Raw genomic sequence first — 13,794 nt, forward strand, 5'->3', positions numbered from 1 at the left:
GGCATTGCCATGCCAGTCCAGATCTCCCGCGGTGTCCGCGTCGGCCTGCAGCATCGCCTCGATCCGCGCCCAGGTCCCGTCCTCCTGCCAGCGGGTGAACCGCTTGTACAGCGTCTTCCACGATCCGTATCGCTCCGGCACGTCACGCCACGGCACCCCGGTCCGCACCCGGTACACGATCCCGTTGATCACCTGCCGGTGATCACGCCACCGCCCACCACGCTGCGGCGTCATCGCCGGCAGCAACGGCGCGATCCGCGCGTACTCGACATCGCTCAGCTCAAACCGTCCACCCACAACAGAGATGAATAGTCGAGCCACGCCCCAAGATCCAGGAGACACGCCCTAGTTGGCGGCGGCGGGCGGCAGGGCCTCCTGGGCGACGTACGTGCCCATCGGCACGGTGGTCACCACCGGCTCGGACTCCACCTCGTCGGCGTACGGGGTGGGCGAGTCGGCGACCGCGAACTGGGTGCGGTACAGCTCGGCGTAGAGCCCGCCGACGGCGACCAGCTCGTCGTGCCGGCCCCGCTCCACGATCCGGCCGTCGTCGAGGACCAGGATCTGGTCGGCCTCCCGGACGGTGGAGAGCCGGTGCGCGATGACCAGCGCGGTACGCCCGGTCAGCGCCACCGACAGCGCCCGCTGCACGGCCGCCTCGCTCTCCGAGTCCAGATGGGCGGTGGCCTCGTCGAGGATCACGATCGACGGCGCCTTGAGCAGCAGCCGGGCGATCGCGATGCGCTGCTTCTCCCCGCCGGAGAAGCGGTACCCGCGCTCGCCGACCATGGTGTCCAGCCCGTCGGGCAGGGCCCGGACCAGGTCGGCGACCTGCGCGCCGGCCAGCGCCGCCCAGATCTCGTCGTCGGTGGCCTCCGGTTTGGCGTAGCGCAGGTTCTCCCGGATCGTCTCGTGGAAGAGGTGGCTGTCCTGGGTGACCACGCCGATCTCGTCGCGCAGCGAGGCGAGGGTGGCGTCGCGGACGTCCATCCCGCCGACGCGCACCTCGCCGTCGGTGACGTCGTAGATCCGGGAGATCAGCATCGACAGCGTCGACTTTCCGGCGCCGGAGGGGCCGACCAGGGCCACCATCTGACCCGGCTCGACGGTGAACGAGACGCCCTTGAGCACCGGCTCGTTGACCGTGCGGTCGAGGGTGGCGACCTCCTCCAGCGAGGCGAGCGACACCTCGGCGGCGGCCGGGTAGCGGAACCGCACGTCGCGGAACTCGACCCGACCGGCGCCCCGGGGCACCGGCACCGCGTCCGGCTTCTCCTCGATGCCGGGGCGCAGGTCGAGCACCTCGAAGACCCGGTCGAAGGAGACGAGGGCGCTCATCACGTCCACCCGGACGTTGGACAGCGCGGTAAGCGGGCCGTACAGGCGGGTGAGCAGCAGCGCGAGGGTGACCACGGTGCCGGCGCTGACCGCGCCGGTGACCGCCAGCCAGCCGCCGAGCCCGTAGGTCAGGGCCTGGGCCAGCGAGGCGACCAGGAGCATCGCGACGAAGAACGTGCGCGAGTACATCGCCGACTGGATGCCGATGTCGCGGACCCGCTCGGCCCGGCCGGCGAACCGGCGGGCCTCCTCCTCGGGCGAGCCGAAGAGCTTGACCAGCAGAGCCCCGGCCACCCCGAACCGTTCGGTCATGGTCGCGTTCATCTTGGCGTCGAGGTTGTACGACTCGCGGGTGATCTCGGCCAGCCGCTTGCCGACCCGACGGGCCGGGATGATGAAGATCGGCAGCAGCACCAGCGAGAGGGTGGTGATCTGCCAGGAGAGGGTGAACATCACGCCGGCGGTGAGGACCAGCTGGATGACGTTGCTGACCACGCCGGACAGCGTCGAGGTGAACGCCCGCTGGGCGCCCATCACGTCGTTGTTGAGCCGGCTGACCAGGGCGCCGGTCTGGGTGCGGGTGAAGAACTGCAACGGCATCCGCTGCACGTGGTCGTAGACCCGGGTGCGCAGGTCGAGGATGATCCCCTCACCGATGCGGGCCGAGTACCACCGCTGGGCCAGGGAGAAGAGCGCGTCGGCGACCGCCAGGGCGGCGATGAACAGCGCCAGCCGGACGACCGCGTCGCCGGCGTCCGGGCCGCCCCGGGTGATGGTGTTGATGACGTCGCCGGCCAGGACCGGGGTGGCGACCCCGATGATCGCGGCGATCACCACGGTGATCAGGAAGACGACGATGTCCCGCCGGTACGGCTGGGCGAAGGCGACGATCCGCCGGGCGGTGCCGCGCTTGAGCCGGTGCGTGGAGACCTCGTCCTGGCTACGCATCGACCGGAGCATGCTCCACCCGGCCATGCCCCCGCCGGACATCGGGTTGGACATCGGTCACCTCCGGATCGTGGGCAGCGCTGCGCCGTCGGGTCCAATTCTCCCGACGACTACGACAACCTCGGCAGTAACCCGGATCTTCCCGAACGGTCCTTACTATTCTCCCCGCCCGGCGAGATCACGCAGCCGACGGGTCTGCGACTCCCGCTCCGCGCGCTGCTGCTCGGCGTGGGTACGGCCACCCGCGCCGGCGAGCAGCGCCTTGATCTCCACCACCGCGTCACGGTTGGCCGAGAGCAGCCCGGCGGTGAGGTCGCGGACCGCCCCGTCCAGTTCGGCGCCGGGCACGACCAGGGTGGCCAAACCGATCCGGTCCGCCTCGGCGGCGTCCAGCCGACGGCCCGTCGCGCAGATCTCCAGCGCGCGGGAGTAGCCGACCAGTTCCACCAGGCGCTTGGTCCCGGCCAGGTCGGGGACCAGCCCGAGGGTCACCTCGGCCATGGAGAACCGGGCGTCCTCGGCCAGCACCCGCAGGTCGCAGGCGAGCGCCAACTGGAAGCCCGCGCCGATGGCGTGCCCCTGCACGGCGGCCACCGAGATCACGTCGGGGCGGTGCAGCCAGGTGAAGCCCTGCTGGTACTCGGCGATCCGGTCCGCGCACTCCTGCTCGGGCAGGGTGGAGAGCTCGGCGAAGGAACCGGGCCCGGAGGCGCCGGCCACCGACAGGTCGAGACCGGCCGAGAAGGCCCGCCCCTCGCCGCGCACCACGACGACACGCACGTCGCCGGGAAGATCCCGGGAGAAGTCGCTCATCGCGCGCCACATCGCCGGGGTCTGGGCGTTGAGCACGTCGGGCCGGCACAACGTGACCGTCGCGACCGGCCCGTCGCAGTCGAGGCGTACCCCGGTCGTCTCGGCGGTCACCGGACCGCCCGGAGGACGACGCTGGTGGACGACGCCGGTGGGCGGGTCACGCCTTCTTGCGGCGCCGGGCACCGCCACGCTGGCGCAGCTGCACCCCGGACTCGGTGAGCACTCGGTGGATGAACCCGTAGGATCGCCCCGTCGAGGCCGCGAGAGCACGGATGCTCTCTCCGCCGGTGTACCGCTTTACCAGGTCCTTGGCGAGCGTCTGACGCTCGGCTCCGACGATCCGGCGACCCTTCTCAGTGCTGGTGGCTGTGCCAGTGGCTGCCATGCTGATTCCTCACGTCCCAGACTGTGCGGTTCGGATACGGTCCCACCTATTAGACCGCCTCGAACGATCATGCGCCAGATATCAACTCTTCGCCAACCGACACGCTATGCAATGTCAGCTTCCCGATAGAGTGATCCTGCCGACGTCCACGTGTGGTGGGCGTCCGGTTCGACGGCCCGGGCCGCCACCCGTACCCTGCCGGGCATGACCGGCCTGCTCGCCGCCGCGGCGGCCGCGGCGCTGGTGTTCACGGCCACCAACGTCGACGACATCGTGGTGCTGACCGTGCTCTTCGTGGCGGCGCGCAGCCGGCTCCGGCCTCCCCACCCACCTCCTCCCCTGACCACACCCCGGCGCGCCGTCAGGCGAGTTCGACGAGTTCCAGGAGGTCGTCGGACCAGGCGTCCTCGTCGCCGTCGGGCAGCAGGATCGCGCGGTCGGGCTTGAGGGCCAGCACGGCGCCGGGGTCGTGGGTGACCAGCACGATGGCCCCCGGGTAGCGGGCGATCGCGTCGAGCACCTGCTCCCGGCTGACCGGGTCGAGGTTGTTCGTCGGCTCGTCGAGCAGCAGCACGTTGGCGCCGGAGCAGACCAGGGTGGCCAGGGCGAGCCGGGTCTTCTCCCCGCCGGAGAGGACCCCGGCCGGCTTGTCCACGTCCTCGCCGGAGAAGAGGAACGCGCCGAGGATCTTGCGCAGGTCGGTGTCGGTCTGGTCCGGCGCGGCGCTGCGCATGTGCTCCAGGATCGTCCGCTCCACGTCCAGCGTCTCGTGCTCCTGGGCGTAGTAGCCGAGCCGCAGCCCGTGGCCCGGGTTCACCGAGCCGGTGTCCGGCTCCAGCAGGCCGCCGAGCATCCGCAGCAGGGTGGTCTTGCCGGCGCCGTTGAGGCCGAGGATGGCCACCCGGGAACCGCGGTCCACCGCGACGTCCACGTCGGTGAAGATCTCCAACGAGCCGTACGACTTCGACAGGCCGGTCGCGGTGAGCGGGGTCTTGCCGCAGGGCGCGGGGTTCGGGAACCGCACCTTGGCCACCTTGTCGGCGATCCGGACCTCGTCCAGGCCGGAGAGCAGCTTCTCGGCCCGGCGGGCCATGTTCTGCGCGGCGACGGTCTTGGTGGCCTTCGCCCGCATCTTGTCGGCCTGCGCCATCAGCGCGCCGGCCTTCTTCTCGGCGTTGGCCCGCTCCCGGCGGCGACGCCGCTCGTCGACTTCCCGGGCCTCCAGGTACGCCTTCCAGCCCAGGTTGTAGACGTCGACCACCGAGCGCGTGGCGTCGAGGAACCAGACCTTGTTCACCACCGACTCCAGCAGCGCACCGTCGTGGGAGATCACGATCAGGCCGCCCTTGTGGTTGGCGAGGAAGCCGCGCAGCCAGGTGATCGAGTCGGCGTCGAGGTGGTTGGTCGGCTCGTCGAGCAGCAGGATGCCGCCGCCGTTCTCGCCGGCGTCGCGGAACAGGATCCGGGCCAGCTCGATGCGTCGGCGCTGACCGCCGGAGAGGGTGCCGATGGTCTGCGCCAGGGCGCGGTCGGGCAGCCCGAGGTTGGCGCAGATCCGGGCGGCCTCGGCTTCGGCGGCGTACCCACCGAGGGCGGCGAACTGATCCTCCAGCGCGCCGTAGCGCCGGACCAGCTTCTCGTCGGCGTCGACGGCGAGCCGGGCCTCCAACTCCTTCATCTGGGCCATGAGCACGTCCAGCCCGCGGGCGGAGAGCACCCGGTCCCGCCCGGTGACGTCCAGGTCGCCGGTTCGCGGGTCCTGCGGGAGGTAGCCGATCGCGCTGCGCCGGTCGATCTGGCCGGCGTACGGCTGTCCCTCCCCGGCCAGCACCTTCAGCGTGGTGGTCTTGCCGGCGCCGTTGCGGCCGACCAGGCCGATCCGGTCACCGGGCTGCACCCGCAGGGTGGTGTCGGACAGCAGGATCCGGGCGCCGGCGCGCAGCTCCAGGCCGGTGGCAGTGATCATTTCCGGTACTCGCTCTCGGGGTCTGGAAGGGCTGACTCAGGGCACGCGAAACGGCCGGCGGGCCTCAGGGACCGTCGGCGCGGGGCGGTTCAGCCTTCGCAGAGCAGCACGGGGGCAAGTGTACCGGGCGGCCCGTGACGCGCCGCCCGGATTACCTGGCAAGATCATCGGGTACCGAATCGCCGTCCGGACCCGGTCCGGTACCGCAACCACCAGACGTGACGAATCGGTGATCGGGGTCAACATGGAGCTGAACGAGAACGCGCGGATCGACACCAGCCAGGTGGACGACCGGCGAGGGTCCGGCGGAGGCGGCGGGATGGGCATCCCCATCCCGATCGGCGGCGGTCGCGGGGGCGTCGTCGGCATCGTCATCGCCGTGCTGGTGGCGCTGGTCGGCGGCGGCTTCGGGCTGAACGCGATGAACGGCGGCGGGGGCGGGCAGGGGGACAACACCGCCCTGGAGCAGAAGTGCTCGACCGACGACGCGCTGCGGCAGCTGGACTGCCGTAACACCCTCTACGTGAACTCCGTCCAGGCGTACTGGCGTACGGCGCTGCCCGAGGCGTTCGGCGAGCAGTACCGCCCGTCGAAGACGGTCTTCTTCAGCCAGGGCGTGAACACCGCCTGCGGCCAGGCCGGCTCCGGCGTCGGCCCGTTCTACTGCCCCGCCGACTCGCTCGTCTACATCGACCTCACCTTCTACCGGGTGCTGGCCGACCAACTCGGCGCCGAGGGCGAGTTCGCCCAGCCGTACGTGCTGGCCCACGAGTACGGCCACCACGTCCAGAATCTGCTCGGCACCAACGAACAGGTGCGCCGCCAGCAGCAGCGCGACCCGGACAACGCCAACGCGCTGTCGGTGAAGTTGGAGCTCCAAGCTGATTGCTACGCCGGGGCCTGGGCGAAGAACGCCACCGGCACCGCCGACGAATCCGGTCAGAAGATCTTCAGGAGCATCTCGGAGCAGGACATCGCGCAGGCGATCGACACGGCCGAGAAGATCGGTGACGACGCCATCTCGGAGCGGGCCGACCGCCCGGTGAACCCGGAGGAGTTCACCCACGGCTCGTCCGCGCAGCGCAAGGAATGGTTCACCCGGGGCTACGCGAGCGGGGACCCGAAGTCCTGCGACACCTTCGGCGGCAGCCTCTGAGCGTCCGGCACCCGGCCGGCCGTCGGCCTGTACCGCTGACGCGCAGCCAGCGGTACAGGCCGACGACCCGGCATCGTGACCCGGCGGCGGCTCAGCTCGGCAGGGCCACCTGGGCCGGGGTGGACCGCTCGATGGTGGTGCCGTCGCCCAACTGCCCACCGCTGTTGTCGCCCCAGCACCACAGGCCGCCGTCGGCGCGGATCGCGCAGCTGTGGCTGCTGGCGGCCGGGCCGCCGGTCCAGGTGGTGGCGTCGCCGACCCGGGTGGGCGCGGACCGGTGGACGGTGGTGCCGTCGCCCACCTGCCCCTCCGCGTTCTTGCCCCAGCACCACAGGCCGCCGTCGCTGCGGACCGCACACGACGTGTCGCCGCTCGCGCCGACCCTGCTCCAGGTCGTGGTCGTGCCGACCTGGACCGGCGTGGTCTGGAAGTTGGTGTTCACGCCCAACTGCCCGTACCCGTTCTCACCCCAGCACCAGAGGGTGCCGGACCGGATCCCGCAGGTGTGCGCGTACCCGGCCGTCACGCCGGTCCAGGTGGTCGCGGTGCCGACCTGCGCCGGCGTCGTCTGAGAGCCCAGGGTGCCGAGACCGAGCTGCCCGTCCGAACTGTAACCCCAGCACCACAGCGTTCCGTCGGTGCGGACACCACAGGTGTGCGCGAAGCCGGTCGAGACGCTCGCCCAGTTGGTCGCCGTGTCGACCTGCAGCGGGGTGGTCGCGACATAGGGCGAGTTGCCGACGCCCAACTGCGCGGTCCGGTTGAAGCCCCAGCACCAGAGGGCGCCGTCGGTCCGCACGGCGCAGGTGTGGGCGGGGCCGGCGTCGACACTGGCCCAGGTGGCCGTACCGATCCGCACCGGGGTGCTCCGGCTCGTGGTGGTCCCGTCACCGACCTGGCCCCGGAAGTTGCTGCCCCAGCACCACAGCGACCCGTCCGCCTGCACCCCGCAGGTGTGCCCGGAGCCGGCGTCGACCCCGGTCCAGGTGGCGGTGCCGACCCGCGCCGGGGTGCTCCGGTTCGTGGTGGTCCCGTCACCGAGCTGGCCACCGTAGTTCGAACCCCAGCACCACAGTCCCCCGTCGGCGCTGATCGCACAGGTGTGTGCCGCGCCCGCGGTGACGCTGGTGACCGCCGGGGCGGCCAGCGCGCCGCGCTCGGCCTGGGTGACGCCCGCCGCCGCCGCGCCGGCCGTCAGTGCCCCGGTGAGCACGGCGCTTCCGATGGACATCGCCGCTGCGGCGGCGAGGAGTCTCGTCGCACGGCGCCACCGGGCCCGCAGCCGGCCGTCCTGATGTCCGTTCATGTACTGCTCTCTCCCAACGATGTCGGTGCCTGGACGACGAAGCTGCCCCGGCGGGCGCCCGGAGACCCACCACTTCGTCGCACCGACGATATGCATCGGCTGCCTTCGATGCACATTAGACGGGTTGGATTGACCCGCCTTGATGGGATCTTTTCCGTTCAGCGGACCAGAATGTGGACCGCTCGGGCGGCGGAGACGGCGGCGACCAGGACTGCGTGCCGGGGTTCCGGCACGTCGAGGAGGCGGCCGGCGCGCAACGCGGCGAGCGGGGCCAGCCGGCGATCGGCCAGCACGGTCTCCACCGCCCGCCGGTCACCGCCGCAGACCAGGGCCGCAAGGGTCGACACCTCCGGCAGCAGCAGGCGTACGGCCAACTCCGCCGCGTCACCGAGGGCCGCCTTCGCCTGGTTGTCGCGCCGCCGGGCGAACCGCTGCTGGGACCACCCACCGGCGGCGGTACGCCCCTGCACGTAACGGGTGTCCACCTTGGAGACCACCAGGTCGAGGCCCTCGGCCACGCCGACGGCGACCGCGCCCTTGCGGGCGAGCAGCAGGCCGATCCGGCGGGGTGCGGCCGCCGCCCCGACGAATCCGGGCAGGTCCGGCGCGGGGCGTGCGCCGGGCGGGGTGTGCAGCTCGGCCGTGGCGCCGTCCGGGGCGGTCAGCAGCAGGCCGTACCCAAGAACGGTGGTGGTGGGCGGACCGTGCCGCTCGGCGAAGCCCTCGGTCCACCGGGCCACCCGGGCCGGTTCGACCTCGACCCAGCGGCCGCCGCCGGCTGCGGGTCGGCTGCTCACGCTCCCGAACCTACGCCACTGGCCCCTGCCCCCGCCCCTCAGTACCGCGATCTTGCAGAGGTGGCCCCACCGAACCGGCGCGAAGGCCGCGAAAAGGCGACCGGAACCGCATGATCGCGGCAGGCGGCCGGGGTCGGGTCGGAATCACCCGACGAACAGCACCGCGACGGCGAGGGCGGCGATGATCGCGCTGGACACCAGGGCGGTGACCAGGCGGCCGCGCGGACCCGCCAGCACCCGTCCGACCAGGGAACCGCCACCGGCGATCAGCAGTTGCCAGCTCGCCGAGGGCGAGATCGCCCCGAGCAGAAGGCGGACGCGACCGGCAGGTCCGGGTCGACGGAGCCCCGGCGGCCGATGACGAGCGCCGTGAAGTAAACCACGGTGGCCGGGTTCAGCAGGGTCAACGTGAGCACCCCGGCGAAGGCCCGGGACGGGCTTGTCCAGGCCCCGGCGGGGGGACAGCCCGGATGACCCGCGCGTCGAGCGCGGCACCCCGGTGCCGGGTGCCGCGCTCGACGGTGACGGTCAGACGTTGAAGCCGAGCGAGCGGAGCTGGTCGCGCCCCTCGTCGGTGATCTTGTCCGGCCCCCACGGCGGCAGCCAGACCCAGTTGATCCGGATGTCGTCGACCAGGCCGCCACCCGGGCCGGTGGTCAGCGCCTGTCGGGCCTGGTCCTCGATCACGTCGGTGAGCGGGCAGGCCGCCGAGGTGAGCGTCATGTCCAGCGTCGCGACGTTGTCGTCTCCGACGTGCACGCCGTACACCAGGCCGAGGTCGACCACGTTGATGCCCAGCTCGGGGTCGACGACGTCCTTCATCGCCTCCTCGATGTCGGCGACGGCGGCCCTGCCGCCGGCCGCCGGCGCCGCGCCCTCGGTCGCCACCGCGCCGTTCTCCGGCGCCGTCGTCTCGTCGCTCATGCCTTCACCTCCGTCGGGCTCGCGCCCACGCCGGCGCGTGCCGCGGCATCCTTGAACGCCATCCACGGCAGCAGCGCGCACTTGACCCGGGCCGGGTAGCGCGCGACACCCGCGAACGCCACCCCGTCACCGAGCACGTCCTCGTCCGGCGTGACCTGGCCACGCCCGGACATCAACTCGACGAACGCCTCGTGCACGGCGAACGCCTCACCCGCGCCCCGGCCGCGCAGCAGCTCGTGCAACACGCTCGCCGACGCCTGGCTGATCGAGCAGCCCATCCCGTCGTACGAGATGTCGTCGAGCACGTCGCCGCCGGTGGCCACCCGGACGGTGATCTCATCACCGCAGGTCGGGTTGACGTGGTGCGCCTCGGCCACCCGGGCCTGCGGGTCCTCGGCGTCACGCAGCCCACGCCCGTGCGGGTGCTTGTAGTGGTCCAGGATGATCTCCTGGTAGAGCTGATCCAGCTGCATCTCAGTCGAACACCTTCCGCACCTGCTCGAGACCCGCCACCAGGGCGTCGATCTCCTCCGTGGTGGTGTACAGGTAGAACGACGCCCGGGTCATCGCCGGGACGCCGAACCGGGTGCACACCGGCTTCGCGCAGTGGTGCCCCACCCGTACCTGCACGCCGAGCGAGTCGAGGACCTGCCCCACGTCGTGCGGGTGGACGTCGCCGAGCGCGAACGAGATCGTTCCGCCCCGGCCGACCGGCACGTTCGGGCCGAAGATCCGCAACCCGGGAACCGTGGCGAGGGCGTCCAACGCGTACGCCGTCAGCTCCTTCTCGTGCCACTGGACGGCCCGCATGCCGATCCCGCTCAGGTAGTCGACCGCCGCCCCGAGCGCGACCGCTTCGGCGATCGGCGGGGTACCCGCCTCGAACCGGGCCGGCGGCGCGGCGAACGTCGAACGCGCCATCGACACCGTCTCGATCATCGAGCCGCCGCCGAGCACCGGGGGCATCGCGGCGAGCAGCTCGCCCCTGCCCCACAGCACGCCGATGCCGGTCGGGGCGCACATCTTGTGCCCGGTGAAGACGATGAAGTCGGCGTCGTGGTCGACCACGTCCATCGGCATGTGCGGCACCGACTGCGAGCAGTCGAGCAGCAGCAGCGCGCCCACCTGGCGGACCCGCTCGGTGATCCGCGCGGTGGCGTTGACCGTGCCGAGGATGTTGGAGGTGTGCACCAGCGAGACGATCTTCGTCCGCTCGGTGACCAGCTCCTCCAACCCCGACTCGTCCAGCCGCCCCTGGTCGGTGACCGGGAACCAGCGCAGGGTCGCGCCCGTGCGTTCGCAGAGCAACTGCCAGGGGACGATGTTCGAGTGGTGCTCCATCTCGGAGATCACGATCTCGTCGCCCGGGCCGAGCCGGAACCGCTCGTCGGCGTCGGGCCGCAGCGACGCGTTGGAGAACGCGTACGCCACGATGTTGATCGCCTCGGTGGAGTTCTTGGTGAACACCACCTCGTCCACGCTCGGCGCGTTGATGAATGCGGCGATCTTCGCCCGGGCCCCCTCGTACGCCTCGGTCGCCTCGGTGCCCAGGGTGTGCACCGAGCGCGACACGTTGGCGTTGTGCATCGCGTAGTGCTCGGCGAGCACGTCGAGCACCTGCCGCGGCTTGTGCGAGGTGTTGGCGCTGTCGAGATAGACCAGCCGGTGCCCGTTGATCTCCCGGTCCAGGATCGGGAAGTCGGCGCGCACCGCGGCCACGTCGAAGCGGGGCACGTCGTCGTACTGCGGCATGCCCTCGGGGATGGCGATGGTGGTCATCTCAGCGGCCCCTGTCGTGTGCGTGTCAGGCCCGCGCCGAACCGGCCCCGGCGGCGTAGCGCTCGTAGCCCTCGGCCTCGAGCTTGTCGGCCAGCTCCGGCCCGCCCTGCTCGACGATCCGGCCGGCGACGAAGACGTGCACGAAGTCCGGCTTGATGTAGCGCAGGATCCGGGTGTAGTGGGTGATCAGCAGCACGCCGGTGTCACCGGTGTCGCGGACCCGGTTGACGCCCTCACTGACCACGCGCAGCGCGTCCACGTCGAGGCCGGAGTCGGTCTCGTCGAGGATGGCGATCTTCGGCTTGAGCAGCTCCAGCTGCACGATCTCGTGCCGCTTCTTCTCCCCGCCGGAGAAGCCCTCGTTGACGTTGCGCTGGGCGAACGCCGGGTCCATCTGGAGGCGCTGCATGGCGCCACGCAGCTCGCCGCCCCAGGTGCGCAACTTCGGGGCCTCGCCGTCGATGGCGGTCTTGGCCGTGCGCAGGAAGTTCGCCACCGAGACGCCGGGGACCTCGACCGGGTACTGCATGGCCAGGAAGAGGCCGGCGCGGGCCCGCTCGTCGACGGACATGGCCAGCACGTCGGCGCCGTCGAGGGTCACCGAGCCACCGGTGATCTCGTACTTGGGGTGGCCGGCGATCGAGTACGCCAGGGTCGACTTGCCGGAGCCGTTCGGACCCATGATCGCGTGGGTGCTTCCCGAATCAACCGTCAGGTCTACCCCATACAGGATCGGCTTGAGCTCACCCTCGGGCAGCTTGACCGACACCTTCAGGTCGCGGATCTCCAGGGTGCTCATTATCGGGTCACTCCATTGCTCGGCGTCAGGCTGACGTAGATGTCGCCGTCGCGGACTTCGACGGGGTAGACGGGAACGGGTTCGGTGGCGGGCAGCCCGGTGGGCTCGCCGGTACGCAGGTCGAAACGGGAACCGTGCAGCCAGCATTCCAACGTGCACCCCTCGACCTCCCCCTCGGAGAGGGCGACCGCGGCGTGCGAGCACTCGTCGTACACGGCGTAGAACTGGCCGTCCTCGCCGTGCACGAGGGCGATCTGCGTGCCGTCCACGTCGGCGCTGATCACGGTGCCCTTGGGCACGTCCTCGGTCGAGCAGATCCTGATCATCACGCGCCGGCCTTCGCCAGGCGGGCCTCGATCGCGTGACCGAGCCGCTCGCGCAGCTCCTCGACCGGGATCTTGTTGATCAGCTCGGCGAAGAAGCCGCGCACCACCAGGCGGCGGGCCTCGCCCTCCGGGATGCCCCGGGCCATCAGGTAGAAGAGCTGCTCGTCATCGAAGCGGCCGGTCGCGCTCGCGTGGCCGGCGCCGGCGATCTCGCCGGTCTCGATCTCCAGGTTCGGCACGGAGTCGGCCCGGGCACCGTCGGAGAGCAGCAGGTTCCGGTTGATCTCGTACGTGTCGGTGCCGGTCGCCTCGGCCCGGATCAGCACGTCGCCGACCCAGACGGTACGGGCGTCGTCGCCCTGCAGCGCGCCCCGGTAGCCGACGTAGCTGCGGCAGTCCGGCACGTTGTGGTCGACCAACTGCCGGTGCTCCAGGTGCTGCCCGCCGTCGGCGAAGTAGACGCCGTACAGCTCGGCCTCGCCGCCGCGGCCGGTGTACTCCACCGAGGTGTACTGCCGGACCAGGTCTCCACCGAGGCTCACGTGCACGTGCGTCGCCTTCGCGTCGCGGCCCAGCCTGATCTTCAGGTGCTGGGCCTGCACCGCGTCGGCGGACCAGTCGGCCACGGTGACCAGGGTCAGCTTCGCGCCGTCGGCCACGGACACCTCGACGTTGTCGGCCAGGGTGGCCGAGCCGAGGTGCTCCAGCACCACGACCACCTCGGCGAAGCGGCCCACCTCGACGAAGGTGTGCCCGAAGGCCAGCCCCTCGGCGCCGTCGCCGACGACCCGCAGGGTCACCGGCCGGTCGACCACGGCGTCCGCCGCGACCGTCACGAGCAGCGCCTGGTCGGCCCCGCCGTACGCCAGCGCGCTGACCCGGTCGACCGGGGTGAGCACGCTGCCCACCCGCGGGTCCTCCTTGGTGATCCGCTCGACGGTGACGCCGGAGGGCAGGTCACCGTACTCGTGGCGGACCGTGGCGGCGGCGGCCTGCGCCTCGCCGACCAGCCCGCGCAGCCGCTTGAGCGGGGTGAAGCGCCACTCCTCCTCCAGGCCGGTGAGGGCCGGGAAGTCGGCGACGTCGTACGAACGGAGCGCCTGCGTCTTGGTGCTGGGCGGCGCGGAAGCCTGGGTAGTCATCTCTTCCTTGGTCTGTCTGTTCCGTGGCGACGGTGGCATTGATCGGAGGGCAGGTCGGGCCGGTCGCGACGCGGCACGACGGGCCGGGGCCGCACGCGGGTCGGCCCACGTCGGG

General features: G+C 71.5%; 14 protein-coding genes. 1 reads left to right on the top strand and 13 read right to left on the bottom strand.

Annotated elements, in window-relative coordinates:
* The 5 genes from GA0070560_RS28005 to GA0070560_RS02705 form a co-directional block, all read right to left on the bottom strand.
* Window positions 1-297, bottom strand: a 297-nt coding sequence (locus GA0070560_RS28005; protein WP_139131431.1) for an IS5 family transposase, incomplete at its 3' end; no start/stop codon positions are given.
* A gap of 48 nt (window positions 298-345) precedes the next feature.
* The gene (locus GA0070560_RS02685; protein WP_170839280.1) at window positions 346-2,328 is read right to left on the bottom strand and encodes an ABC transporter ATP-binding protein; all 1,983 of its coding nucleotides are present in this window, start codon (window positions 2,326-2,328) and stop codon (window positions 346-348) included.
* A gap of 114 nt (window positions 2,329-2,442) precedes the next feature.
* Complete coding sequence (locus GA0070560_RS02690; RefSeq protein WP_091290945.1) at window positions 2,443-3,210, bottom strand: enoyl-CoA hydratase/isomerase family protein; 768 nt, start codon at window positions 3,208-3,210, stop codon at window positions 2,443-2,445.
* Window positions 3,211-3,256: 46 nt separating this feature from the next.
* Window positions 3,257-3,484, bottom strand: coding sequence for a helix-turn-helix domain-containing protein (locus tag GA0070560_RS02695; protein WP_007072022.1), 228 nt, complete (start codon window positions 3,482-3,484; stop codon window positions 3,257-3,259).
* Window positions 3,485-3,845: 361 nt separating this feature from the next.
* Window positions 3,846-5,450, bottom strand: a complete 1,605-nt coding sequence (locus GA0070560_RS02705; protein WP_091290947.1) for an ABC-F family ATP-binding cassette domain-containing protein — start codon at window positions 5,448-5,450, stop codon at window positions 3,846-3,848.
* Between the two features lie 244 nt (window positions 5,451-5,694).
* On the opposite strand from GA0070560_RS02705, the gene ypfJ reads away from it, so the two are divergent.
* Complete coding sequence (gene ypfJ, locus GA0070560_RS02710; protein ID WP_091291878.1) at window positions 5,695-6,606, top strand: KPN_02809 family neutral zinc metallopeptidase; 912 nt, start codon at window positions 5,695-5,697, stop codon at window positions 6,604-6,606.
* Between the two features lie 91 nt (window positions 6,607-6,697).
* On the opposite strand, the gene GA0070560_RS02715 is transcribed toward ypfJ, so the two are convergent.
* From GA0070560_RS02715 to sufD, 8 genes are all read right to left on the bottom strand, one after another.
* Window positions 6,698-7,912, bottom strand: coding sequence for an RCC1 domain-containing protein (locus GA0070560_RS02715; RefSeq protein WP_091290950.1), 1,215 nt, complete (start codon window positions 7,910-7,912; stop codon window positions 6,698-6,700).
* Between the two features lie 158 nt (window positions 7,913-8,070).
* The gene (locus tag GA0070560_RS02720; protein ID WP_091290953.1) at window positions 8,071-8,709 is read right to left on the bottom strand and encodes an acVLRF1 family peptidyl-tRNA hydrolase; all 639 of its coding nucleotides are present in this window, start codon (window positions 8,707-8,709) and stop codon (window positions 8,071-8,073) included.
* Window positions 8,710-9,237: 528 nt separating this feature from the next.
* On the bottom strand, window positions 9,238-9,633 hold the full coding sequence (locus GA0070560_RS02730) for a metal-sulfur cluster assembly factor (RefSeq protein ID WP_091290956.1): 396 nt from the start codon (window positions 9,631-9,633) through the stop codon (window positions 9,238-9,240).
* Window positions 9,630-10,106, bottom strand: a complete 477-nt coding sequence (gene sufU / locus GA0070560_RS02735) for a Fe-S cluster assembly sulfur transfer protein SufU (RefSeq protein WP_091290958.1) — start codon at window positions 10,104-10,106, stop codon at window positions 9,630-9,632. The genes GA0070560_RS02730 and sufU overlap by 4 nt, the downstream gene beginning before the upstream one ends.
* Window position 10,107: 1 nt before the next feature.
* Window positions 10,108-11,412 carry a cysteine desulfurase gene (locus GA0070560_RS02740; protein ID WP_091290961.1) on the bottom strand — a complete coding sequence of 435 codons (1,305 nt, stop codon included), beginning with the start codon at window positions 11,410-11,412 and terminating at the stop codon, window positions 10,108-10,110.
* Between the two features lie 25 nt (window positions 11,413-11,437).
* Window positions 11,438-12,211, bottom strand: coding sequence for a Fe-S cluster assembly ATPase SufC (gene sufC, locus GA0070560_RS02745; RefSeq protein WP_091290964.1), 774 nt, complete (start codon window positions 12,209-12,211; stop codon window positions 11,438-11,440).
* Window positions 12,211-12,537, bottom strand: a complete 327-nt coding sequence (locus GA0070560_RS02750) for a non-heme iron oxygenase ferredoxin subunit (protein WP_088975117.1) — start codon at window positions 12,535-12,537, stop codon at window positions 12,211-12,213. The genes sufC and GA0070560_RS02750 overlap by 1 nt, the downstream gene beginning before the upstream one ends.
* On the bottom strand, window positions 12,537-13,679 hold the full coding sequence (gene sufD, locus GA0070560_RS02755) for a Fe-S cluster assembly protein SufD (RefSeq protein WP_091290965.1): 1,143 nt from the start codon (window positions 13,677-13,679) through the stop codon (window positions 12,537-12,539). Before sufD ends, GA0070560_RS02750 begins: the two co-directional genes overlap by 1 nt.
* Window positions 13,680-13,794 lie beyond the last annotated feature (115 nt).

Origin of the sequence: Micromonospora halophytica (genome assembly GCF_900090245.1) — a bacterium.
GTDB classification, from domain to species: domain Bacteria; phylum Actinomycetota; class Actinomycetes; order Mycobacteriales; family Micromonosporaceae; genus Micromonospora; species Micromonospora halophytica.

What these genes read in the sequence shown, in the direction of transcription:
- GA0070560_RS02705 (WP_091290947.1), bottom strand. Translation starts at nt 5,450, where the DNA reads ATGATCACTGCCACCGGCCTGGAGCTGCGCGCCGGCGCCCGGATCCTG.
- GA0070560_RS02730 (WP_091290956.1), bottom strand. Translation starts at nt 9,633, where the DNA reads ATGAGCGACGAGACGACGGCGCCGGAGAACGGCGCGGTGGCGACCGAG.
- GA0070560_RS02740 (WP_091290961.1), bottom strand. Translation starts at nt 11,412, where the DNA reads ATGACCACCATCGCCATCCCCGAGGGCATGCCGCAGTACGACGACGTG.
- GA0070560_RS02750 (WP_088975117.1), bottom strand. Translation starts at nt 12,537, where the DNA reads ATGATCAGGATCTGCTCGACCGAGGACGTGCCCAAGGGCACCGTGATC.
- ypfJ (WP_091291878.1), top strand. Translation starts at nt 5,695, where the DNA reads ATGGAGCTGAACGAGAACGCGCGGATCGACACCAGCCAGGTGGACGAC.
- GA0070560_RS02695 (WP_007072022.1), bottom strand. Translation starts at nt 3,484, where the DNA reads ATGGCAGCCACTGGCACAGCCACCAGCACTGAGAAGGGTCGCCGGATC.
- sufC (WP_091290964.1), bottom strand. Translation starts at nt 12,211, where the DNA reads ATGAGCACCCTGGAGATCCGCGACCTGAAGGTGTCGGTCAAGCTGCCC.
- GA0070560_RS02715 (WP_091290950.1), bottom strand. Translation starts at nt 7,912, where the DNA reads ATGAACGGACATCAGGACGGCCGGCTGCGGGCCCGGTGGCGCCGTGCG.
- GA0070560_RS02685 (WP_170839280.1), bottom strand. Translation starts at nt 2,328, where the DNA reads ATGTCCGGCGGGGGCATGGCCGGGTGGAGCATGCTCCGGTCGATGCGT.
- sufU (WP_091290958.1), bottom strand. Translation starts at nt 10,106, where the DNA reads ATGCAGCTGGATCAGCTCTACCAGGAGATCATCCTGGACCACTACAAG.
- sufD (WP_091290965.1), bottom strand. Translation starts at nt 13,679, where the DNA reads ATGACTACCCAGGCTTCCGCGCCGCCCAGCACCAAGACGCAGGCGCTC.